Source organism: Symbiopectobacterium purcellii (assembly GCF_052050035.1).
GTDB lineage: Bacteria > Pseudomonadota > Gammaproteobacteria > Enterobacterales > Enterobacteriaceae > Symbiopectobacterium > Symbiopectobacterium purcellii_A.
The window spans coordinates 293921-317265 of the sequence record NZ_CP189882.1; the positions used below are offsets into that span (position 1 = coordinate 293921).

A 23345-nucleotide genomic window follows, 5' to 3' on the forward strand; every position below is an offset into this window, starting at 1 on the left:
TTCTTTACAGACTCCACGGCTAATTTTCATCGAGGGTATTCTATGAGTAGTATCCTCAAACGGGTTTTTATTGTATTAGGTTGATTACCTGATCGTTTGCTGATTCGTTACAACATACCATTCAATGGATTATAAACGCCTCTGGCATTTTCAAGGGATGATGTAAAGTGAAAGTAGAAGGGATGCTGACAATTGCTATTAGTATAATGTTGCTGTTCGTCTGTTATACGGATATTCGTTGTCGGAAAATTACCAATGCGACGACATTGCTCATTTTTTCGCTCTCACTTTTATTAGCCTTTCATCATCCTGAGGATCTTTCTTTAACAGTGCTGTTGCTATTGTTTGGTATTGGATTTTTTTTCTCTATCGTCGGCGTAATAGGTGCAGGCGATGTGAAACTGGTATGTGCATTATCAACAGGGCTTTCAACGACAGAGATAGGTAGTTTTTTATTTTTGATGGGAATGACGGGGATCCCACTCACGTTACTTACGTGTTTATATTATAGACTGTTCTCAAGAAATAACGCTATCACTATACCCTATGGTATTGCTATTTGCTCAGGCTATTGGCTCTTGTGGGCTGTGTAAGTAAAAGGAATAAAGAATTGAACAACAAAACATCATGGTATCGTTCCAGTAGCGGAAGTGCTGCGCTTGAGTTTTCTTTACTCTTTATCCCCTTTGTTATGGCATTTCTTTTTCTCGCAGAGTTGTGTCGGGTGGTTTATATTTCATCTGCCTTGGATTTGATTCTGGCTGAATCCAGCTATCGTACATCGCTTCGGCAGCCTGACAGTGATTATCACGCTTATTTTACCAAAGCCATGAATAAGCGTTTAGGGGCATGGCCATTATTTACTGAAAATATAGCGATTAGCTCCTCTGCTCGTTATTGTAATAATATCAATGAATTAATTGATAATGCCAAACATTGCTCATCGACTCATGCAACTGGAAAACCGTTGGCACTGTATCTCGTTAATATTGATTACCAGCCTCTCTTCTTTTTATTTCCGGCAGTAATTGTTGAACAGCAGTGGAAGAGAAAGGTTGCTTTTGTTCAGGAATTTCAGCGAGGAGAATTGTAATATGTCTTCGCTTCACAGAAATGGAAAACTGTTGTCTGAGATAAAAAGTGAAAAAGGAAGCGTAGCAATTGAATTTTTTTTCTACTTTTTTTCTATTGTACTGCTCTGTTTTTTATTAGTTGATTACAGTCGATATTTTTTAAACAAAGGTTACATGGAGCGGGTTAATCATTCTCTTGCCACCGTGTTGCGTGAACGTACTGCACTTTATCATGGGAAAGAAGTCTTGACACAGGATGATGTCAATCAGTTAGATTTGCTGGCAAAGATGCTCTTGGCTGAATCTCGTATCGGAGAAAAGTATAATCTCTATGTGGATGCTATCTATTTTGATGAAGATGTAAAGTCAGAAAAAAAGATAAAAGATAAGCCCATATCGTTTGCTGTACTTCATGCGAATAATGGCAATTGTCCAAAGTCAGAGTTTGCGAAGGATTTAGCTAAACGTATTCCGCTTTCCCCTTTTTCTCATGCTGATACTGGGGCGGCGCGAACTGAGCATTGGTTACCGGTTTATCAAGTCACTCTCTGTACTCAAAGTCAGTATAGTTTGTTAATGAAAATATTACGTTCGATTGGACCATCTGTAGGAGATATCTCTGTGAGTAATGCGGTAATCCCTCGGTGAGTTTTTGGCGTTCGATAATTATTTCAGGGAGCGTCATGAAGATAAAATATGCTGTTGATTTCTTTCTGCTGGTATTCAGCAGGGAGTCTGGGGCAATGGCATTGCCGTTTGCTATTATGTTTCCAATGTTATTGATGTTTTTTTCTTTTGCCCTTGATGGGGCGCATTTCCAGTCAAACCGTGCCCGATTGGCTGATGCGATGAATCAGGGGGTATTAGCCACAGCGATAAACGATCGCTGTGATTACGTTGCTGATAAAGAATGTGCTGTTAAGCATGGAAACAAAGATGCCAATGAAAAGGTTCTGAGCCACTATCTGAATTATTATCTGCCCTATGTGACGTATACTAAGAATGGTCTTGACGTTATTGTCAGTCTGAATCGTGATAATTCAGAAAAATTAACCTCAATTGATTATAATGCATCAGGGAACGCAATATTACATCCTATTTTTAAAAAATATAACGAAGTTGGATTTGACGATAATATTCTTGTTCGAGCAGACAGTTCCGCCGGCACAGTAAGAAAATCGATGGAGCAGAAAAGTCTCCCTACAGATTTCGTTTTTGTTGTAGATGTTTCTTCCTCAATGGGGCTGGATATTAATGATAAGAGCACAAATATTAAAGATGATGCTAAATATGAAATTTTAAAAAAGGAGGTTGTGAAATTTTCTCAAGATATTCTTAATAGTAACGAGAAAAACACTATTGGCATCGTTCCTTTTAATATCGGAGTTCCTGTCAAGTCGAGTAAAAAAATCTTTTTGGTGGAAAAGAGACCGGCTGTTATTTTGTCGGTAAGCTTAAGAAAGAGTATGTTAAGGTTAGCAATGAAAAGATTGATTTTAATTTTTGGTATAACAAGAACTTCAAGGTTGATTATAAAAATATCAAAAAACAGAATGAGGCAATCACCTCTTATTATAAATCAATCGTCCAATACGCTTTTCCGCTTAGCATGGAACAAATGGTTAATGATAAAAAATGGTGCGTGATAATCCCACAGGAAAAGGAAGGTTCAAGTAAATACGTAAATGAAAGTTCGAATGGAAATTCGCTGTCTTCCTACCGTTGCGAGGCTGATTCTCGTGCTAACTTGTTGACGAATGAAAAAATGTTTGAATCTGATTATGTCAATGTTAAAAAATTAAACGACCTGGCATATAAAAATTTAAATGTTGTAAATGTCAATACTATTGATATCGATGAGACTTTGAAAGATGAATATTTGTTTTCTGACAAGTCAGTTACTACGTACACCTACTTTCCTTATCATGATGACGATGGGATGTTTAAAAACATGTGTTTTGACCATCGGGATAGTTATCTATTACCAAAATATGATTATATAAAGATTATAGAGAATGAAAAGAATCAAGCTCTTAGAAAAAAGATAGATGAGTATGCCGCTCATATGCGAAAGAGAGAGTCTCCTTCCTCTTATTTGATTGAGTTAACCAGCAGTGTTGATGTTATCTCTAATTTTAAGAAAATGAATATTCATGGGGGAGAGACTGACAGTAGTAGTGGTTTATTGCGGTCGTTACCTGTTATCGCAAAGGGTACTAATCCTAGAAAAGTCATTATTATGGTTAGTGATGGGGCGGATAGTTCTATGCCGAAGAAATTGGCCACAGTACTTCATAGGGATTACCATATTTGTGAACGAATTAAAGAGGGTTTGTTAAAAAATAATAAAATCCATAAGACAAAGGAGGTCGAGATAGTATTTCTTTCATTGGCTAAGAAGGGAATTGATGATGATAATGTTAAGTTTTTGCGGGATTACTGTGGCAAAGCCTTTGTTGTAAGTGATTCCCAAAGTCTGGCGAATATACTGGCAAAAACATCTAAAAAAGAAAAAAATAAACTTTATTGATAAAAGTGGTTTTTAATCGATAGGCTTCGTCCGTATTGGGGAGAGATATGAGAACAATAGTTATTGCGGATACACTCTATTATCGCTATATAGGGTTGAGCGATCTTTTTTATAAAAAATTCGACGGCAATCCTGATGTGGATGTATTCGATCACTACAACGAAAAAAAGCTAACGCGTAGGGGAGAATACCGTAATGCGCTGGTCATTGGTAATCAATCCTTTCATGAGATGGAGAGGACTAATCGATTATTACTCGCCAATAACAGCGACATCATTGTTTATCGCATTTTTTTTTCCGATATGATCAAACTACGGCGGTTGAAGCGACATTTGGTGCTAAGCCCTTATTGTATCATGGTGTCTTCAGATATCGCTAATCGTGATTTATTCATGCTAAGCCATTCTTGGCTAGGGTGTTTAGACAAAGAGAAATTCGCCTATGTCAGGTTTAATTCACACGAGCGACAACTGTTACAGTATTGGGAGGAGATAACTCATGGTCATATTCCTGCTGGGCTTAAGAATATAGCCTACTCCGTTATTAGTCGTTTAAAGCGAAAGATGGATATTCGCAGCGAATACTCTCTTTATTTGCTGTGGCGGATAACGCATCTGGGGATTTTTTCTTTGAACAATTTTTCAATCGGCAGTAACCGAAACCGGGTCAGAGCGCCTGTACCGCGTAAACTGTCGGCTACGCCCTCAATTCCCCACGGCTATTTTTTTCTGCGCTAAGTCTGTTGCGTCGTCTGAAGGAATAGGGGCCCGGGGAGCGTCGCTTCCCGGGCCACGTTCTGTCGCTTAGAAATCCCAGTCATCATCTTCGGTATTAACGGCCTTACCGATGACGTATGAAGAGCCTGAACCGGAGAAGAAATCGTGATTTTCATCCGCGTTGGGTGACAATGCGGAAAGAATTGCCGGGTTGACATCGGTCATGTTGGCAGGGAACAACGCTTCATAACCAAGATTCATCAATGCTTTATTGGCTTTGTAATGCAGAAACTTTTTCACATCCTCCGTCCAGCCCACACCGTCGTATAGCGCTTCAGTGTAGAGGATCTCGTTGTCATAGAGATCCTGCATTAAATCGAAAGCATAGTCCTTTATCTGCTGTTGCCTTGCCGTGTCAACGCTGGTGAGGCTCTGTTGGAATTTATAGCCAATATAATACCCGTGCACGGCTTCATCACGGATAATCAGGCGAATCAGATCGGCAGTGTTGGTCAGCTTGGCACGGCTGGACCAGTACATCGGCAGATAAAAGCCGGAATAGAACAGAAAAGATTCGAGAAATACACTGGCAACCTTTTTCATTAAAGGTTCGCTGCTGCGATATTGTTCAAGAATCAGCGTGGCCTTTTTTTGCAGCGTGGCGTTTTCTTCACTCCAGCGATAGGCGTCATCCACTTCGCTGGTAAGGCAGAGCGTCGAAAAAATCGAACTGTATGAACGGGCGTGTACCGCTTCCATAAAGCTGATGTTTGACAGCACGGCTTCCTCATGCGGGGTGACGGCGTCGGGCATCAACGTTGGGGCGCCCACGGTGTTTTGTAGGGTGTCCAGCAGCGTAAGGCCAGTAAAAACTCGGATGGTTAACTGGCGCTCCTGGAAGGTTAACGTGCCCCAGGAGGGAATGTCGTTCGATAGCGGCACTTTCTCCGGCAGCCAGAAGTTACTGGTCAGCCGGTTCCACACTTCCAAATCTTTGTCGTCTTCGATTTTGTTCCAGTTGATCGCTTTTATACGTGTGAGCAGAGTCATCGTTAAATTCCTTCGAGAAACCTATCAGAGCGCACAGGAGACACAGCCTTGCACTTCGGTGCCTTCCAGCGCCATCTGGCGTATGCGCACGTAATAAATGGTTTTAATGCCTTTTTTCCAGGCATAAATCTGTGCCTTGTTGATATCCCGGGTGGTGGCGGTATCGCGGAAAAACAGGGTTAACGACAGCCCTTGATCGACATGCTGAGTGGCAGCGGCATAGGTGTCGATGATTTTTTCCGGGCCTATCTCGTAAGCATCCTGGTAGTAATCCAGGTTGTCATTAGTCATGTAGGGGGCAGGGTAGTAAACGCGCCCAATCTTGCCTTCTTTGCGGATCTCAATACGTGACACGATGGGGTGAATGCTTGAGGTTGCATGGTTGATGTAAGAGATCGATCCGGTTGGCGGCACCGCTTGTAAGTTTTGGTGATACAGCCCGTGCGCCATCACGGAATCGCGTAACTCGGTCCATGCTTTCTGTGAAGGAATAACAATCTGCGCCGTTTCAAACAACTCACGCACGCGTTCCGTTTCCGGCTGCCAGGCACGTTCGATGTATTTGCAAAAATAGTCGCCGGACGAGTAGGTCGATTGTGCAAACCCTGCAAAGGTGCGCCCACGCTCAATCGCCAGTTGGTTAGAGGCGCGCAGTGCATGATATGCCACGGTGTAGAAGTAGATGTTGGTAAAATCGATACCTTCCGGTGAGCCATAAAAAATCCGTTCCCGAGCCAGATAACCGTGCAGGTTCATTTGTCCGAGGCCAATGGCATGGGAGTCATCATTGCCTTTGGCAATGGAGGGCACGGAAGCGATGTGGCTCATGTCAGAGACCGCTGTCAATGCGCGAATGGCGGTTTCCACTGTATTGCCGAAATCAGGGGAATCCATGGTTTTGGAGATGTTCAACGATCCCAGATTGCACGAGATATCCTTGCCGATGTGGCGATAACCTAAGTCGTCATCGTAAAGGCTGGCTTCGTTGACTTGAAGGATCTCCGAGCACAGGTTGCTCATGGTGATTCGGCCATGAATCGGGTTAGCGCGATTCACCGTATCTTCGAACATTATGTAGGGGTAGCCGGACTCAAACTGTATTTCGGCCAGAATCTGGAAAAACTCGCGCGCCTTGATCTGTGATTTGCGGATGCGTTTATCGTTTACCATTTCATGGTACTTCTCGCTTACGCTGATTTCCGAGAAGGGCACGCCATATACCTGTTCCACATCGTAGGGAGAGAACAGGTACATCACCTGATTGGTTTTCGCCAATTGGAAGGTGATGTCCGGAATCACGACGCCAAGAGAGAGCGTTTTGATCCGGATTTTCTCATCGGCGTTTTCGCGCTTAGTGTCGAGAAAACGCAAAATGTCGGGATGATGCGCATTAAGGTAGACAGCCCCCGCGCCTTGCCGTGCACCCAACTGGTTGGCATAGGAAAAAGCATCTTCCAGCATCTTCATGATGGGGATGATACCGGAAGACTGATTTTCAATACGTTTGATCGGTGCGCCGGTTTCGCGAATGTTGGTCAAGGTAAAGGCAACGCCACCGCCACGCTTGGAGAGTTGCAGCGCGGAATTGATGGCGCGCCCGATAGATTCCATGTTGTCTTCAATACGCAACAGAAAACAGGAGACGAACTCACCGCGCTGTTTTTTACCGCAGTTGAGAAAGGTAGGCGTCGCGGGCTGAAAGCGGCCGCTGATGATCTCATCGACCAGTGCGCTGGCAAGTTGGGCATTGCCTTTGGCCAGCGCCAAGGCAACCAGACAGACACGGTCCTCATAGCGTTCCAGATAACGTTTGCCATCAAAGGTTTTCAGCGTATAGCTGGTGTAATACTTGAACGCGCCGAGGAAGGTTTGAAAACGGAACTTGTGCGCATAGGCTTGCTGGAACAGGCTCTTGATAACGCTGAATGGATACTGTTCCAGTACGTCAGCTTCATAGTAGCCTTCTTCCACCAGATAGCGCAGTTTCTCCTCCAGATTGTGGAAGAACACCGTATTCTGGTTGACGTGCTGAAGGAAATAGCGTCGTGCCGCCAGCCGGTCTTTTTCAAACTGAATGTGCCCGTCAGCATCATAGAGATTCAGCATGGCATTGAGCGCATGGTAATCAAGCGCGTTATCGCTTTTTCCCTGCATGGGGGTATTGATTACGGATGTTGTTGCCAAAATTGGGTTACTCCTTTGCGCACATTGATGACATCTTCCGGTGTGCCGAGCAGTTCAAAACGGTACAAATACGGCACCTGGCATTTCTGCGCGATAATGTCGCCAGCCAGACAAAACGCGGTGCCAAAGTTCATATTGCCAGCGGCAATCACGCCGCGCAGGCCGGCCCGTTTGCTGGCGTCGTTGAGGAAGCGAATGACCTGGTGCGGCACGGCACCTTTGCTGCTTCCTCCGCCGTAGCTGGGCACAACCAGAATGAAAGGTTGTGCCACGTTAAGCACCGGCTGGTCTTCTGCTATCGGAATGCGCAGGGCAGGCAGACCCACACGAGCGATAAACCGATGCGTGTTTTCCGACTGGCTGGAAAAATAGACCAGTGGATTCATTACGTCCCCTTACTGCAACTGCGCTGAGCGCAATGCGCCGAGTTTATCCGGGCGAAAACCGCTCCAGTGGTCGTCCTCTGTCATCACGACCGGTACCTGCTGATAGCCCAATGCCCTTACCCGCTGTAACGCCTGCTCATCTTCCGTCAGGTCGATAAGCTGATAAGCGATACCTTGTTTATCCAAAGCACGGCACGTCGCATTGCACTGAACACAGTGCGGTTTAGTAAGAATAGTAATGCGCATGATTCGTATTTACCTTTTGGGTTGAAGTCAGTATGGTAAAGCGGCCTTGTGACACCCTGCCGCTGCCGCCTTTCTGCGAAACGCGCCTCATTGATAACCGTGGCGTGTTTAAATACTAGATGTAGATGTTTTTAATTTCAACCATACAATATATGGTGTTTAGTGCAGGTTTGTTTAGGGGGCTACCGGCGTGGAGGAAGATGGCTGTGCTACCAAGGGGAAAACAGGCGTGTGGTTGAGAATAAAAAAACGGGCCACTGTCGGGCCCGCTGGTGCGTCATCTACAAAACCGGAAGATTCCTACCGTAGTAGATCTCTCGCATTTCATGATAGAGCAGATCGGTGATTCTTTTACGTTCAGCCGCCTCCAGGTTTTCAGGCGCGGCGTTGAACAGGTAGTGTCGCAGATCGAAATCTTTGAGCAGCATTTTGGTGTGGAACATATTCTCCTGATACACATTCACGTCCATCAGGTGATACAGCGACTTCATGTCTTCCGACATAAAGTTCTGAATAGAATTGATCTGATGATCGATGAAATGTTTCACCCCATTTATATCACGCGTGAAGCCGCGCACGCGATAGTCAATGGTGACAATATCGGATTCCAACTGGTGAATCAGGTAATTCAGCGCTTTTAGCGGGGAAATCACACCGCAAGTTGACACTTCAATATCGGCGCGAAAGGTGCACAGGCCGCCCTCCGGATGGCTTTCCGGGTAGGTGTGTACACAAATATGGCTCTTGTCCAGATGCGCAACCACGGAATGGGGCAGCGGTCCGGGATGTTCGGAGTTATCAACATCGCGCGGATCCATCGGTTCCTCGCTGACCAGAATGGTTACGCTGGCGCCCTGAGGATCGTAATCCTGCCGTGCGATGTTCAAGATATTGGCACCAATGATGGTGCAGGTTTCCGTCAGGATCTCTGTCAAACGATTGGCGTTATACTGTTCGTCAATATAGGCGATATAGCCGTCGCGATCGTCAGCGGTTTTGGCATAACAGATATCGTAGATACAAAAACTCAGGCTTTTGGTCAGGTTGTTAAAGCCGTGCAGTTTCAGCTTGTGCAATTTTCGTCACCCCCTTATGGCTGTAAGCGTCAAGCTAATGCATTCAGTAGATATTGTGGCAGCGCAAAGCTACCAGTGTGGACGGCCGGATTGTAATAACGGCAGGTGATGCCTGAAGCGTGATAACGTGCCGCAAGCGTGTCCTGCGCTACCAGGCGCAATGTCGGATCGTTGCTGGCCCAGGCAAAGGTCATGATGCCACCGTAATAGGTAGGGATCGCCGCCTGATAGAATGTGACATCCGAAAAACTACGGTTGAGTAAGCGGTGGCTGTTGATGGCTTCATCCTGTTGCAGGAAACAGACGCCATTTTGCGCGACAAACAGGCCGCCAGGATTCAGGCTGCGGGCACAACCATCGTAAAACGCTGAGCTGAAAAGGCTTTCTCCGGGGCCGATGGGATCGGTGCAATCAGAAATGATCACATCAAACTTATCGCGGTTTTTGCTGAAAAAATCAACGCCATCGGCGATCACCAGCGTTAAACGCGGATCGTCATAAGCCCCGGCACTGTGGTTGGGAAGATACTGGCGACAGAAACTGACCACCCCCGCATCAATCTCCACCATGGTGATGTGTTCTACTTCTGGATGGCGACACACTTCGCGCAGGATGCCGCCATCGCCGCCGCCGACGATCAACACGCGTTTGGCAGCACCATGGGCCAGCAGAGGAACATGGGTCAGCATTTCATGGTAGATAAATTCGTCGCGTTCGGTGGTTTGCACCACGCCATCCAGGGCCATTACGCGTCCCAGCGCCGCATTTTCGAAGATAATCAGATCCTGATGGGCGGTTTTTTCATGAAACAGCACCTGGTCAATGGAAAAATATTGGCCGAAGCTGGCATGTAACGTTTCATGCCACATCTCTTTTCGGGACATGTCAGGGCTTCCTCTGCGATAACCGCCTTGAAAATGAGCGCGCCATCATAGCTAATTCGCTGATGGCTTGCACGGCGAAATTTCAGGCACTGCGGGAAACGTTAGGCGAGCGCTATTTTGCGTAAGCGAGCAGGCCGAGCGAGTTTTGCGCCAGCGATTGACACTTTTTGGGCGTCGGGATGGGGATGTTGCTCAAATCGCGGTAGCTATCCTCACCCAGGCGGGTCATATCAAAATCACTGTAATTGGTGAGATTCCAACGGTTTTGTTGCGCAAAAGCGATCAGCAAACGTCGAATATGATCGTTGGGAATGTCTTGATAGCCACAGTTGTTCTTCAAATAGACGAAAATGGCGGTCAAGTCAGCGAGATCTTCCGCCTCAAATTCATTCAGTGCGTTACTGGCTGACGAAAATCCCATCAGACTCATAAGCAGCAGTGCCAGCGCAGAGCGTTTCATGATTAAACCTGTATCAACAATCGTAAAATGACGTTATCACAGATGGGGTAAGTGGGTTCAAGGTTTATTTTACGCGTTCACGTTAGTAAAACCCGTTATTCCCTGATGTGCCAATCGGTACGCTTGAGACCAATGGCCGGATTAAGCCCTATTTATTCCCTGTTGATAACATGACGCCGCGCGCAGCCTCTGTTATTAATAGATGATGGTCAATAGGATTTATCGTTGCTGGTGTGATGATATAGCTAAACGACTTAATTTTGATTACATTATTTAAATGAGCTATTCAATTGATTTTAGACGTAAAGTGATATCTACACGGAAAAACGAAGGGTTGAGTATCCGAGAAACAGCGAAGCAATTTCGGATTGGCCCTGCCTCTGTATCGCGTTGGATTAATCAAATAGAGTCAAAAGCATCGACCACGCGTCAGCGAAAGATCGATAAATCCGAGTTGATAAAAGATGTTGAACAATATCCAGATGCTTACCAAAAAGAACGTGCAGAGCGTTTTGGCGTTTGTCAGAAGGCCATTTGGCAAGCGCTTAAAAAGCTGGGATTGACCTATAAAAAAAACTCTACGTCATCCGAAAGCCGACGAAAACGCCCGGCAGGGATTTCAACAAAAAAAACAACAGTATGAAAAAGAAGGTAAACCTATTGTTTTTATTGATGAAAGTGGTTTTTCACACGATGCCCCACGGACTCACGGCTATTCCCCAAAAGGTCAACGGTGTTTTGGCCTGAAGAACTGGGGAGCTAGGGGAAGAACAAATGTTATCGGCGCTTTATTAGGCACAACGCTGTTTGCTATCGGATTATTTGATATCAATATTAACAGCGATGTTTTCTATGCCTGGGTCACACAAGTCCTTATCCCAGTACTCCCTAAAAACAGTGTAATCATGATGGACAATGCCACTTTTCACAAAAAACATAATATTCAACAAGTCATCATCGATGCAGGGTATATGGTGGAGTATTTGCCTACATATTCGCCAGATCTTAACCCAATTGAGCATAAATGGGCACAAGCAAAAAGCAAAAAAAGAGAGATGGGTTGCGATACAGAGAGTTTGTTCTCAGTCCATATGGTGTAATCAAAATTAAGTCGCTTGGCTATATGTGAAAATCGATCCGAAACTGGTGTGGGATATTCTATCTCGTCCAGCCCCCGATATGATCATGGATCCGCTGCTTAACGTGATGAAAAGCCATCAGCAGGGCCTCGGGGTGATCGCTAAAGGGATTGATACGCCCGAGCATTTGAAAAAAGTGCATCACCTCAAGGTGGATGCGATATAGCCAACCGACTTAAAAATGATTACATCCTATGCCCTGATATGCGGCAAAGAAGCATAGCTGGCTGTTATCAAAATAATGTCGCTTGGCTATATCGGGTCTCTGGCGTATCAGTTACTGGATGATTAACGGAGCATTTTTGCTTCCCGTGGGGATCGTCTTAGCGTTGGCATTTTGGCCCGAGGCCGGCGGCATGCTGGCACTCTGGCAGCAGGGGATGCCGCTTTATCTGCTACACACCACGATTCTGGTCTGCGGGGCGGTGGCGCTGAGCCTGCTGATTGGGCTACCTGCTGCCTGGGTTATGGCCTATTACCGCTTTCCCGGCAAACGTGGCGTCGCTTGGGCCTTGTGCTTGCCGCTGGCGATGCCCGCCTTTTTGATGGCTGATTTTTATGCCGATATGCTGGGACAACATGGCATGCTGTGGTCCCTGTTTGATCTTCCTGCGTTCAGCGAGGAAAGTGCGCACAGCCGGACGTTGTGTGGCGCGAGTGTCGTGCTGGCACTGGCCTTTTACCCCTATGTTTATCTGCCAGTGCGCCATGCGCTGGAATCCCAACCTCCGCACTGGTTACAGGGCGAACAGCTATAGCTAAGCGACATTATTTTGATAACAGCCAGCTATGCTTCTTTGCCACATATCAGGGCATCGGCTGTAATCATTTTTAAGTCGGTTGGCTATAGCGACGCTGATGAAGGCGCGACACGAAAACCGTCTGGAGCGCCAGCTGCAGCAGCTGAGTTATGCGCGCGTGCTGATCCTCGATGAAATCGGCTACCTGCCGATGAACCGTGAGGAGGCAAGCCTGTTCTTCAGGCTGCTGAATCGGCGTTACGAGAAGGCCAGCATCATCCTGACGTCGAACAAGGGGTTCGCGGACTGGGGAGAGATGTTCGGCGACAACGTGCTGGCAACGGCGATCCTGGACAGGTTGCTGCATCACTCAACGACGCTGAATATCAAGGGGGAGAGCTACCGGCTAAGAGAGAAACGTAAGGCAGGCGTACTGAGCAAGAATCGTGCGCCAGAAAACAACGAGGCATCGCTGGAGAAAAGCGGTCAACCTGGTTGATGAATAGCGGACATTAAAAATGGTGAAAAACGGTCAAAGATCGTGGCGTTGACAACGGCCCTGCGCACCGGTAGCTTGTTAAATTTCTGGCGCGAGGGAGACATGGTAAGCGGTATGGTACGTTTTCGGGCAACAAGGAGCATCAGGCAGCCTAAGGGCGCAGAGTGTGGCGCTGATGTTGTTATCTTCTGCGGCATCTTCCACGGCACCACGTGGAAGGATCCCTGATACAGCACTTCATAATTGAGCAAGCTGAGCCAGTCGACCATACGCATCTGCGTGAACATGCGCGCACAATAGGGTTGGCATTGACGAAGACCGGGCGTCAGCTTTCCAGCCCCGACCAGGCTTATTGGATTAAACCCACTCAGCAATAACCAACCGTCATTGATCAATACCCGGTCCACCTCGCGTAAAATGCGATGCGGATCCGACGAATAAGAGAGCGTATGCGCCAGCAAACAGGCATCGATAGACTTTTCAGAAAAGGGCAGTTGGTAAGGGTCAGCCAAGACATGTACATCATCAGCAGCGTACGGATTGATATTGACCTGATGAGAAATGGCACACGAGTCCGTCGCGATAGCGTTGCTGAGCGCGCCCACTTTCAGTAGGTGGAAGCCAAACACACGCGGCCACCACGCTGCCAATGCATGTTCAAGCGCCTGCTGGTAATGTGCGCCCCAAGGGATATCCTCCCAACACGTTGGCAAAGAATAAGCCTGAGGCGTATGCGCTGGCTTCATAGATTAGTATTCTCCCTCAGACCCAATAGCTATCTCAGAACAAGTAATATACCCTAAATTGTATTAGTCGCGACTTGATCTGACACATGACCTTGAAAGGTTGAGAGTTACCGGTTTTGATATGGGTGTCTAATCCTTAAACAAAACGCGAGGTAACTCTCATGCTTCATACTAACAATCCCATCATCAAACACAAAGCCGGCCTGCTCAATCTCGCCGAAGAACTTGGTAACGTATCAAAAGCCTGCAAGATCATGGGCGTGTCGCGCGACACGTTTTACCGTTATTAGGAACTGGCTGCTGAAGGTGGCATCGATGCACTGGTTAACCAGAACCGCCGGGTTCCCAACCTGAAGAACCGCGCCGACGAAGCCACTGAACGCGCGGTTGTTGAATATGCCGTTGAGTTCCCGGCCCACGGGCAGCACCGGACCAGTAATGAGCTGCGTAAAAAAGGCGTATTTATCTCCGGCAGCGGCGTGCGGTCCATCTGGCAACGGCACGATCTGGAGAACTTCCGTAAACGCCTGAAGGCGCTTGAGGAAAAAGTTGCCAGAGAAGGCATCGTGCTTACCGATGTCCAAATCGTAGCGCTGGAGAAAAAGGCGCATGATGATGAGGCCAGCGGCGAAATCGAGACGGCTCATCCGGGTTATCTCGGGTCGCAGGACACCTTCTACGTTGGCAATCTGAAAGCTGTGGGCCGTATCTACCAGCAGACGTTCGTGGATACGTACTCGAAAGTGGCACACTGCAAGCTTTATACGAGTAAAACGCCGATCACTGCCGCCGACCTGCTAAATGATCGCGTACTGCCGTTCTACGAGGCTCAGGGACTGCCGATGCTGAGAATACTGACCGACAGGGGAACGGAGTACTGTGGTAAGGTGGAGCAGCATGATTACCAGCTGTATCTGGCCATCAACGATATCGACCATACAAAAACGAAGGCGATGTCTCCGCAGACGAACGGCATCTGCGAGCGCTTCCACAAAACGATTTTGCAGGATTTTTATCAGGTTACGTTCCGCAAGAAGTTATATGGGGACCTGGAGAGCCTGCAGGCAGATCTGGACAACTGGTTGTGGCATTACAATAATGAGCGAACTCATCAGGGAAAAATGTGCTGCGGGCGAACGCCAATGGCCACGTTACTTGATGGAAAACGGGTCTGGGCAGAAAAGGATCTGAACCGGATGTAATCTGACAGACACCTGTATAAATAACCGGTAACTGTCAGATCAGGTCTGAGCTAGTACACCTAAATAATTCGCGCTGTAGGAAGGCGGCAAGTAAGGGACAAATTTGTCTGGAACAAATTTGAACAGCGCCTGCGCTAGCCCATCGGGATGAATGAACCTCATCCCGATGGGCTACTCAGGTAAGCGATTCAGGTGAGTGAACGCAGCCAACGTGCATACAGCTTGAAGTATGACGGGTATAAATGAGGTATCACATGAATCTTATCAGTATTGCAGCACTTTCGGACAACTACATTTGGCTATTACATGACGCACAGCACCGTTGTGTCATTGTCGATCCCGGTGAAGCAGAACCAGTATTGCAAGCTCTACATAAACATCAACTCACACCGGTTGCAGTGTTGCTCACCCATCATCACAGTGACCATGTCGCGGGGGTGCCTGATATCCAGAAAACTTACCCTGACTTGCCGGTTTATGGACCCGAGGAAACCGCGCAGCGTGGGGCAACACACATTTTGCGCGATTGCGATCACATTAAGTTACTTAATTCGGATTTCTCCGTGTTTTCTGTACCGGGTCACACTTTAGGTCATATTTCGTACTACTCAGCCCCTTATTTATTCTGCGGAGATACACTGTTTTCGGCTGGATGTGGGCGAATTTTCGAAGGAACACCAAAGCAAATGCATGAATCAATTAATAAAATATCAAAACTGCCCGATGACACTCGTATTTGCTGCGCACATGAGTACACCCTGTCAAATCTTGAGTTTGCTCACACTATCTGGCCTGAAGAGTGCAATATTGCCGCTTACCTTTCTGAAATCAGGCTATTACGCGATAAATCTCAATCAACATCGCCAACCACCCTTGGTCTTGAACGAAAAATCAACCTTTTCCTTAGGTGCCATGATACTGATTTAAAAGAAAAATTAAAAATAAAACCCGAAAACATAGAGGATTGGCAAGTTTTCGCCCAACTACGGGGTAAGAAGGATTGCTTCTGAAGGTTTTTGTTGTGCTGATCGGCTAATCAAAGTATTATTGCTCGTCTTTTAAGCAAACTATTGACACACATATGAAGGCTCAAGCGATTATTATCGCCTCAGTCTTGTTGGCAGGTTGCCAAGGGGTCTACCAAGACACCTCTCAACCGAAACAACATGGGCAGAGTCTGTCTTCAGCAGGTCAAGGTGAAGCAGGAAAGTACACAGGAAGTCGAGAGACATCCGCGCGCTGGCTTGATAATAATGGCCTAGCGCAGTGCGACCTGTGGAACTTCATTAGCGACGAGCTGAAGATGGAGGTTCCGGATAACGTCCGGATCCGCGAGCAAAAAACACGATACTTAAAAAATAAGAGCTATCTCCACGATGTAACATTACAGGCAGAGCCGTACATGTACTGGATAGTCGAGCAGATTAAGCAGCGCAAAATGCCGATGGAACTGGTACTGCTACCCATAGTGGAGAGCGCTTTTGATCCCAAGGCCACATCATCCGCCAATGCCGCAGGGCTCTGGCAGATTGTGCCAGGCACTGGGCGTAACTACGGTTTGAAACAGAACCAGTGGTATGATGGTCGTCGCGATGTTGTTGCATCAACGACGGCTGCCTTAGACATGATGCAGCGCCTCAACACAATGTTTGATGGTGACTGGCTACTTACCATCGCCGCCTATAACAGCGGTGAAGGTCGTGTATTGCAAGCAGTAAAAGCAAATAAGGCAAAAGGCAGGTCAACGAGTTACTGGGCATTGGCGTTACCACGTGAAACGTCACTTTATGTCCCGAAAATGTTGGCCTTGAGCGATATTCTTAAGAATCGCAAAAAATACGGCATTGAGTTACCCAAGCCCAACGAAAGTCGGGCACTGGCGCAGGTAGACCTGGGTCAACAGATGGAGTTGACGCAAGCTGCTGAAATGGCAGGATTGTCGCTAACAAAACTGAAGAGCTACAACACGGGCTACAAACGTGAAGTGACCGCGCCGAACGGGCCACATTACATTATGGTGCCTAAAGCTCATGTTGAGCAGTTGAAGGATTCGTTGGCAGATGGCGATACCGCCGCTGTACAACCCACTAAACTGGCGCAGCTATCCACAAGTACCGAATACAAGGTTCGTTCAGGCGACACCCTGTCAGGTATTGCGGCGAAACTGAAGGTCAGCGCGCAGGATCTGCGCAAGTGGAACAATCTGGCCAGCGCTAACGCGCTGAAGGTTGGTCAATCGCTTCAGGTGGCACAAGCCTCTGCCGGCAGTAAAAAAGGTAACAGTAATTCCATTACCTATCATGTACGTAAAGGAGATTCTCTCGCGAGTATCGCTAAACGTCACGGGGTAGATATCGCAGATGTCATGCGGTGGAATTCAGTCATCAATAAAAAGGCGAATATTCAGCCTGGAGATCGGTTAACGTTGTTCGTGAATACGGCAACATCACCCGACTCTTAAGTGCTGCTTAGCCTATAAAAAAACCACGGTGGTTAACCATCGTGGTTTTTTTTCTTGTTATTTTAACATCATACTGGCAACTGAAATTCAACCAACAACGGGTTATGGTCAGACGCCTGGGTAACCAAAACATAAGATTGCATGACGTGCAAACCACGGTAAAAAACAAAATCTAACGGGCGGCCGAACGTCCGACGCCGCTGGTCGTCGACAAAGCGAACCTCGCGCAAAGCAATCTCACTGGCAAATTGATAGAGCGCATTGATACGCTGCCGGCTCCAGGCATTGAAATCTCCCGCCATGATCACAGGTCCGGCATGACGTTTGACCTGTTCACCAATCGCATCTAGCTGTTTGCCATAGACTTCAACACCGATGCTGAAATTAATCGCATGGATATTAATGACCATCAGTTGCTGAGTACTCTGCAATGCATAAACCGTAATCAGCGCCGACTTAGACAGGCGCAGCAGAGGTTCTCTCTCTCTAAGCGGACAGCAATATAACGGTTGCGCCGCAGACAGCGTCATCACACCCGAAGGGTGTTGCGGGAGAACAATGGCAGGAACCTGATCGGTAGCAACATAGTTCGCCGTTGCAAAACGAATAAGCTCAGGCGTACTTTGTGCTTCTTGCAGTAAAACCAGATGCGCATCTTTACCGAAGTTTTGTAATACAGAAAGCCAGTGCAGGCGCTGCTGTTTGTAGATGTTCCATACCAATACACGCAGTACATCGTTTTTTTCAAGCAGCGGCTCCTCTGGCAGTGCCTGCATAACAGGATACTGTACGCCAGAGGAAAAAATTCTCTCTACGGGCTGCCCCGCACTGTACCTTACCGCATAGGTTTTCTTTCGCACAACGAACCTGCTTGTCTCTTCAGTGCTACACGCTATTACTTTAAGCAAAGAATGGCCTGAGTGACAGGGATATTCGGCAAGACTTGCACTGCATAACAGATCTTTACATAGCAAGCAAATGACAGGAGAAAGTAAAAAGCCCTGAGCAATCGCTCAGGGCTTTTCTTTTTAGTGGCGGAACGGACGGGACTCGAACCCGCGACCCCCTGCGTGACAGGCAGGTATTCTAACCGACTGAACTACCGCTCCACCGATACTTTTTCATTACCAGACACCGTCTGATAATCGAGATAAAAACCTGGCAGTTCCCTACTCTCACATGGGGAAGCCCCACACTACCATCGGCGCTACGGCGTTTCACTTCTGAGTTCGGCATGGGGTCAGGTGGGACCACCGCGCTATCGCCGCCAGGCATATTCTGTTTCATCTCACCCGCCCTTTCGAGCCAGCAAGACCAATCTGTCAACAAGCTGAACTTCACGAGTTCTGATTCTCTACACCAACACCAAAACATCTTCGGCGTTGTAAGGTTAAGCCTCACAGGTCATTAGTACTGGTTAGCTCAATGCATCGCTGCACTTACACACCCAGCCTATCTACGTCGTCGTCTTCAACGGCCTTTCAGCGTCCTCTAGGGACAGCCCCATTCCCACTCGAAACGCAACAAAACGGTAGAGGCTTATGCCACCAGTAAGTGCGTTAAAAATACCTCATTGGGGGAACGATAGCCCAGCGATTTTCTGCCCCTTGTATTGAGTATGTGTTCGAGTTCGGCAATCTTACGATGACTGAAGTCTGTTCCCTTTGGGTAAAAACGTCGTATCAGCCCGTTGGTGTGCTCATTCAAGCCCCTCTCCCAGGAATGATAAGGATGGGCAAAGTAGACCTGCGCCCCTGTGATTTGAGTAATTTGCTCGTGCAGAGCGAATTCAGGGCCGTTATCAGCTGTTAGGGTCTTAAACTTGCAAAAGGTATTAGCTTCAATGTCCCTGAAAGCAGCAACCACAGTCTCCGCACGCTTATTAGGCAGTTTGCGAATGATGATGGTTTTCAATGCGTTGTCTACGATGGTTAACAAAAATGACTTCTGGTTTTTGCCAAAAATAGTGTCAATTTCGAAGTGGCCAGGCTCCTGTTTAAGCTCGGCTTGAGCTGTGCGATACTCAATACCAACACGGTTGGGAATAGGGCCTGATTTGAGGTTTTCGACATTGTACCTGTAACGTTTTCCCCGATGAGGAAGTTGCTGATATAGCTCCCCGCCAGCCTGTCTCTCCTGCAGGATATAGCGATATAGCGTATTCTTGCTGACAGATATACCGAATTCCAGGTGCAAACGGCCACTGATGATTTCAGGTGAAGAGTGAGTGGAAAGCGCCTGCCTGATGAAGTTCTGAATGTGTGGCTCCAACGGGTAAAAAGCATTGTTTGGCAGAGGCTTATGACGGCGTTCCCGGACCAGAGTGTCCGCCCTTCTACAGCAGTAGACACCATTGAAAGTAGGGTCGGTATTGCGTCTGAGTTCCCTGCTGATGGTCGAGCGAGGCAGAGCAAGCTCTCTGGCGATGGTAGCTTGGTTGACACCTTCACCACGCCGCTTTTCGATGTAGAACCGTTCTTTCTGAGTCAGATGTTTTCCCTGCATGCAACAGGCTCTCCAGTATGGCCAGAACGGTGATTTTATCCGACTCTGGCAAGTGGGTCACTTTGTTGCGTTTCGAGTGGGAATGGTGCTCCAGTTAGTGTTACCCAACCTTCAACCTGCCCATGGCTAGATCACCGGGTTTCGGGTCTATACCCTGCAACTTAACGCCCAGTTAAGACTCGGTTTCCCTACGGCTCCCCTATACGGTTAACCTTGCTACAGAATATAAGTCGCTGACCCATTATACAAAAGGTACGCAGTCACACCCATAAAGAGTGCTCCCACTGCTTGTACGTACACAGTTTCAGGTTCTATTTCACTCACCTCGCCGGGGTTCTTTTCGCCTTTCCCTCACGGTACTGGTTCACTATCGGTCAGTCAGGAGTATCTAGCCTTGGAGGATGGTCCCCCCATATTCAGACAGGATGTCACGTGTCCCGCCCTACTCATCGAGCTCACAACCTGTGCATCTTCGTGTACGGGACTATCACCCTTTACTGTGCGACTTTCCAGACGCTTCCACTGACACACAAGCTGATTCAGACTCTGGGCTTTTCCCCGTTCGCTCGCCGCTACTGGGGGAATCTCGGTTGATTTCTTTTCCTCGGGGTACTGATATGTTTCAGTTCCCCCGGTTCGCCTCATGCCACTATGTATTCATGACATGATAGTGCAACGAATTGCACTGGGTTTCCCCATTCTGGTATCGTCGGTTGTAACGCTTCATATCAGCTTACCGACGCTTTTCGCAGATTAGCACGCCCTTCATCGCCTCTGACTGCCTAGGCATCCACCGTGTACGCTTATTCACTTAACCTCACAACCCGAAAATGTTTCGGGTGTGAAAGCTTGAGAGAATCACAATATTGGTAGTGAGCCAATATTGCTCGTTTTAATTTTCAGCTTGTTCCAGATTGTTAAAGAGCAAATAACGTAAACACGACTCGTAAGTCATCTTTACGTTATTGTCGGTTCCGCAGAACCGGTGATAATGTCTTTCACTCATTATCGGTATGGCGTCCCCAAGGGGATTCGAACCCCTGTTACAGCCGTGAAAGGGCAGTGTCCTAGGCCATCTAGACGATGGTGACACGAAAACCCGATTAACATAACAGCTCTAATCGGTTCGTATCAGCATGAGTCAGAGACTCATTCATCAACAGGTGCTTTTTGCTCAGCATTTTCATCAGACAATCTGTGTGAACACTTCACAGAATCAGTATCATTAGGTAAGGAGGTGATCCAACCGCAGGTTCCCCTACGGTTACCTTGTTACGACTTCACCCCAGTCATGAATCACAAAGTGGTAAGCGCCCTCCCGAAGGTTAAGCTACCTACTTCTTTTGCAACCCACTCCCATGGTGTGACGGGCGGTGTGTACAAGGCCCGGGAACGTATTCACCGTAGCATTCTGATCTACGATTACTAGCGATTCCGACTTCATGGAGTCGAGTTACAGACTCCAATCCGGACTACGACGTACTTTATGAGGTCCGCTTGCTCTCGCGAGGTCGCTTCTCTTTGTATACGCCATTGTAGCACGTGTGTAGCCCTACTCGTAAGGGCCATGATGACTTGACGTCATCCCCACCTTCCTCCAGTTTATCACTGGCAGTCTCCTTTGAGTTCCCGACCGAATCGCTGGCAACAAAGGATAAGGGTTGCGCTCGTTGCGGGACTTAACCCAATATTTCACAACACGAGCTGACGACAGCCATGCAGCACCTGTCTCAGAGTTCCCGAAGGCACCAAGGCATCTCTGCCAAGTTCTCTGGATGTCAAGAGTAGGTAAGGTTCTTCGCGTTGCATCGAATTAAACCACATGCTCCACCGCTTGTGCGGGCCCCCGTCAATTCATTTGAGTTTTAACCTTGCGGCCGTACTCCCCAGGCGGTCGATTTAACGCGTTAGCTCCGGAAGCCACGTCTCAAGGGCACAACCTCCAAATCGACATCGTTTACAGCGTGGACTACCAGGGTATCTAATCCTGTTTGCTCCCCACGCTTTCGCACCTGAGCGTCAGTCTTCGTCCAGGGGGCCGCCTTCGCCACCGGTATTCCTCCAGATCTCTACGCATTTCACCGCTACACCTGGAATTCTACCCCCCTCTACGAGACTCTAGCTTGCCAGTTTTGAATGCAGTTCCCAGGTTAAGCCCGGGGATTTCACATCCAACTTAACAAACCGCCTGCGTGCGCTTTACGCCCAGTCATTCCGATTAACGCTTGCACCGGCTTTGTTGAATAATTTAACCGTTTGATTTACATCTTCTTTAGTTAGAATGCATTTACAGAGAATGTATTTTGTTAGAACGACAAATCAAATAGTTAGCACAATAAAAAGCATTCCGAGAGAAAAAATTAGTCGTTGAAATTTTATAATGCTTATATAAATCAGTATCTTAAATTATTCAACAAAGCCGCTTGCACCCTCCGTATTACCGCGGCTGCTGGCACGGAGTTAGCCGGTGCTTCTTCTGCGAGTAACGTCAATCAGCAAAGTTATTAACCTTACTGCCTTCCTCCTCGCTGAAAGTGCTTTACAACCCGAAGGCCTTCTTCACACACGCGGCATGGCTGCATCAGGCTTGCGCCCATTGTGCAATATTCCCCACTGCTGCCTCCCGTAGGAGTCTGGACCGTGTCTCAGTTCCAGTGTGGCTGGTCATCCTCTCAGAGGCTTTGTTGAATAATTTAAGATACTGATTTATATAAGCATTATAAAATTTCAACGACTGATTTTTCCTCTCGGAATGCTTTTTATTGTGCTAACTATTTGATTTGTCGTTCTAACAAAATACATTCTCTGTAAATGCATTCTAACTAAAGAAGATGTAAATCAAACGGTTAAATTATTCAACAAAGCCCCTCTCAGACCAGCTAGGGATCGTCGCCTAGGTGAGCCATTACCCCACCTACTAGCTAATCCCATCTGGGCACATCTGATGGCGTGAGGCCCGAAGGTCCCCCACTTTGGTCTTGCGACGTTACGCGGTATTAGCTACCGTTTCCAGTAGTTATCCCCCTCCATCAGGCAGTTTCCCAGACATTACTCACCCGTCCGCCGCTCGTCACCCAAAGAGCAAGCTCTACTGTGCTACCGCTCGACTTGCATGTGTTAGGCCTGCCGCCAGCGTTCAATCTGAGCCATGATCAAACTCTTCAATTTAAAGTTTGATTTGCTTCTGCAAGAGAAGCGATGCTCAAAGAATTATTACTGTTAGTTCGTAATGAATTAACTGTTGTTCACTCTGCAAGACTTTTATTTTTTTAAGCCCGTAGGCTTTACGATAAAGTCCTGTGAGTGCCCACACAGATTGTCTGATTAATTGTTAAAGAGCGTTGCCACATCTACCGTGGCGCGGGAGGCGCATATTACGCTGCACCGCTGAAAAGTCAACGTTAATTTTTCAATTTCGCGTTCGGCTTTCCTGTTTTACTTCTTACTG

The 23345-nt window shown here is 47.3% G+C and carries 22 protein-coding genes, 2 tRNA genes, 2 rRNA genes, 2 pseudogenes and 2 other annotated features; of the genes and pseudogenes, 14 read left to right on the forward strand and 14 right to left on the reverse strand.

The annotated features are described in order from the left end of the window. Positions 1–167 precede the first annotated feature (167 nt). From ACQGXV_RS03120 to ACQGXV_RS03145, 6 genes are read left to right on the forward strand one after another with little or no spacing between them, the layout of a single operon-like run. Positions 168–593, forward strand: a complete 426-nt coding sequence (locus tag ACQGXV_RS03120) for an A24 family peptidase (protein WP_440864853.1) — start codon at positions 168–170, stop codon at positions 591–593. A 17-nt stretch (positions 594–610) separates the two neighbouring features. Then, on the forward strand, positions 611–1093 hold the full coding sequence (locus tag ACQGXV_RS03125) for a TadE/TadG family type IV pilus assembly protein (protein ID WP_440864854.1): 483 nt from the start codon (positions 611–613) through the stop codon (positions 1091–1093). A gap of 31 nt (positions 1094–1124) precedes the next feature. Then, positions 1125–1721 (forward strand): tight adherence pilus pseudopilin TadF, encoded by a 597-nt coding sequence (gene tadF, locus ACQGXV_RS03130; protein ID WP_440864855.1) that lies wholly within the window; start codon positions 1125–1127, stop codon positions 1719–1721. Between the two features lie 35 nt (positions 1722–1756). Further along, a complete protein-coding gene (locus ACQGXV_RS03135; RefSeq protein ID WP_440864856.1) occupies positions 1757–2719 on the forward strand; it encodes a pilus assembly protein in 963 nt (320 codons plus the stop codon). Continuing rightward, on the forward strand, positions 2683–3603 hold the full coding sequence (locus ACQGXV_RS03140) for a hypothetical protein (RefSeq protein WP_440864857.1): 921 nt from the start codon (positions 2683–2685) through the stop codon (positions 3601–3603). The genes ACQGXV_RS03135 and ACQGXV_RS03140 overlap by 37 nt, the downstream gene beginning before the upstream one ends. Positions 3604–3650: 47 nt before the next feature. Further along, a complete protein-coding gene (locus ACQGXV_RS03145) occupies positions 3651–4340 on the forward strand; it encodes a hypothetical protein (RefSeq protein WP_440864858.1) in 690 nt (229 codons plus the stop codon). Between the two features lie 66 nt (positions 4341–4406). Here the strand turns inward: ACQGXV_RS03145 and nrdF are convergent, their stop codons facing one another. The 7 genes from nrdF to ACQGXV_RS03180 form a co-directional block, all read right to left on the reverse strand. Further along, positions 4407–5369: a class 1b ribonucleoside-diphosphate reductase subunit beta gene (gene nrdF / locus ACQGXV_RS03150; protein ID WP_440864859.1), complete on the reverse strand. Its 963-nt coding sequence runs from the start codon at positions 5367–5369 to the stop codon at positions 4407–4409. 24 nt (positions 5370–5393) lie between these two features. Next, positions 5394–7523: a class 1b ribonucleoside-diphosphate reductase subunit alpha gene (gene nrdE / locus ACQGXV_RS03155; RefSeq protein WP_440864860.1), complete on the reverse strand. Its 2130-nt coding sequence runs from the start codon at positions 7521–7523 to the stop codon at positions 5394–5396. 11 nt (positions 7524–7534) lie between these two features. Continuing rightward, positions 7535–7939 carry a class Ib ribonucleoside-diphosphate reductase assembly flavoprotein NrdI gene (nrdI, locus tag ACQGXV_RS03160; protein WP_440864861.1) on the reverse strand — a complete coding sequence of 135 codons (405 nt, stop codon included), beginning with the start codon at positions 7937–7939 and terminating at the stop codon, positions 7535–7537. Between the two features lie 9 nt (positions 7940–7948). Then, positions 7949–8185, reverse strand: coding sequence for a glutaredoxin-like protein NrdH (gene nrdH / locus ACQGXV_RS03165; RefSeq protein WP_440864862.1), 237 nt, complete (start codon positions 8183–8185; stop codon positions 7949–7951). A 281-nt stretch (positions 8186–8466) separates the two neighbouring features. Further along, positions 8467–9261 (reverse strand): adenosylmethionine decarboxylase, encoded by a 795-nt coding sequence (gene speD, locus ACQGXV_RS03170; RefSeq protein WP_440864863.1) that lies wholly within the window; start codon positions 9259–9261, stop codon positions 8467–8469. Between the two features lie 29 nt (positions 9262–9290). After that, positions 9291–10145 (reverse strand): polyamine aminopropyltransferase, encoded by an 855-nt coding sequence (speE, locus tag ACQGXV_RS03175; protein WP_440864864.1) that lies wholly within the window; start codon positions 10143–10145, stop codon positions 9291–9293. 112 nt (positions 10146–10257) lie between these two features. After that, positions 10258–10605, reverse strand: a complete 348-nt coding sequence (locus tag ACQGXV_RS03180) for a YacC family pilotin-like protein (RefSeq protein WP_440864865.1) — start codon at positions 10603–10605, stop codon at positions 10258–10260. A 277-nt stretch (positions 10606–10882) separates the two neighbouring features. Here ACQGXV_RS03180 and ACQGXV_RS03185 point away from each other — a divergent pair, with 277 nt between their 5' ends. The 5 genes and pseudogenes from ACQGXV_RS03185 to ACQGXV_RS03205 all read left to right on the forward strand — a co-directional run. Then, a complete protein-coding gene (locus ACQGXV_RS03185; RefSeq protein ID WP_440862584.1) occupies positions 10883–11248 on the forward strand; it encodes an IS630 transposase-related protein in 366 nt (121 codons plus the stop codon). Beyond that, positions 11172–11705 carry an IS630 family transposase gene (locus tag ACQGXV_RS03190; RefSeq protein ID WP_440862665.1) on the forward strand — a complete coding sequence of 178 codons (534 nt, stop codon included), beginning with the start codon at positions 11172–11174 and terminating at the stop codon, positions 11703–11705. The genes ACQGXV_RS03185 and ACQGXV_RS03190 overlap by 77 nt, the downstream gene beginning before the upstream one ends. A 25-nt stretch (positions 11706–11730) precedes the next feature. After that, positions 11731–11910: a hypothetical protein gene (locus tag ACQGXV_RS03195; RefSeq protein WP_440863140.1), complete on the forward strand. Its 180-nt coding sequence runs from the start codon at positions 11731–11733 to the stop codon at positions 11908–11910. A gap of 82 nt (positions 11911–11992) precedes the next feature. Then, complete coding sequence (locus ACQGXV_RS03200) at positions 11993–12502, forward strand: hypothetical protein (RefSeq protein ID WP_440864866.1); 510 nt, start codon at positions 11993–11995, stop codon at positions 12500–12502. Positions 12503–12575: 73 nt separating this feature from the next. Then, a pseudogene (locus tag ACQGXV_RS03205) lies at positions 12576–12983 on the forward strand (ATP-binding protein); the annotation flags it as partial. On the opposite strand, the gene ACQGXV_RS03210 reads toward ACQGXV_RS03205, so the two are convergent. Continuing rightward, the gene (locus ACQGXV_RS03210; RefSeq protein ID WP_440864867.1) at positions 12971–13729 is read right to left on the reverse strand and encodes a class I SAM-dependent methyltransferase; all 759 of its coding nucleotides are present in this window, start codon (positions 13727–13729) and stop codon (positions 12971–12973) included. The pseudogene ACQGXV_RS03205 and the gene ACQGXV_RS03210 sit on opposite strands and share 13 nt — an antisense overlap. 161 nt (positions 13730–13890) lie before the next feature. On the opposite strand from ACQGXV_RS03210, the pseudogene ACQGXV_RS03215 reads away from it, so the two are divergent. The 3 genes and pseudogenes from ACQGXV_RS03215 to mltD all read left to right on the forward strand — a co-directional run bounded on the left by ACQGXV_RS03215 (position 13891) and on the right by mltD (position 17392). Then, positions 13891–14931, forward strand: a pseudogene (locus ACQGXV_RS03215) (IS481 family transposase). A 254-nt stretch (positions 14932–15185) separates the two neighbouring features. Further along, positions 15186–15941, forward strand: a complete 756-nt coding sequence (gloB, locus tag ACQGXV_RS03220; protein WP_440864868.1) for a hydroxyacylglutathione hydrolase — start codon at positions 15186–15188, stop codon at positions 15939–15941. A 71-nt stretch (positions 15942–16012) separates the two neighbouring features. Further along, on the forward strand, positions 16013–17392 hold the full coding sequence (gene mltD / locus ACQGXV_RS03225; protein WP_440864869.1) for a murein transglycosylase D: 1380 nt from the start codon (positions 16013–16015) through the stop codon (positions 17390–17392). Between the two features lie 68 nt (positions 17393–17460). Here the strand turns inward: mltD and ACQGXV_RS03230 are convergent, their stop codons facing one another. From ACQGXV_RS03230 to ACQGXV_RS03255, 6 genes are all read right to left on the reverse strand, one after another. Next, positions 17461–18252, reverse strand: a complete 792-nt coding sequence (locus tag ACQGXV_RS03230) for an endonuclease/exonuclease/phosphatase family protein (RefSeq protein WP_440864870.1) — start codon at positions 18250–18252, stop codon at positions 17461–17463. Between the two features lie 172 nt (positions 18253–18424). After that, positions 18425–18501, reverse strand: a tRNA-Asp gene (locus tag ACQGXV_RS03235). Positions 18502–18548: 47 nt separating this feature from the next. Then, positions 18549–18664: ribosomal RNA gene (rrf, locus tag ACQGXV_RS03240) — 5S ribosomal RNA — on the reverse strand. A 267-nt stretch (positions 18665–18931) separates the two neighbouring features. Then, a complete protein-coding gene (locus tag ACQGXV_RS03245) occupies positions 18932–19897 on the reverse strand; it encodes an IS30 family transposase (protein ID WP_440864871.1) in 966 nt (321 codons plus the stop codon). Positions 19898–19909: 12 nt separating this feature from the next. Further along, positions 19910–20125, reverse strand: a sequence feature (23S ribosomal RNA rRNA prediction is too short). A 64-nt stretch (positions 20126–20189) separates the two neighbouring features. Continuing rightward, positions 20190–20700 (reverse strand) — a sequence feature (23S ribosomal RNA rRNA prediction is too short). Positions 20701–20911: 211 nt separating this feature from the next. Further along, positions 20912–20988: transfer RNA gene (locus ACQGXV_RS03250), tRNA-Glu, on the reverse strand. Between the two features lie 139 nt (positions 20989–21127). Beyond that, positions 21128–23065: ribosomal RNA gene (locus ACQGXV_RS03255) — 16S ribosomal RNA — on the reverse strand. Positions 23066–23345: the final 280 nt, after the last annotated feature.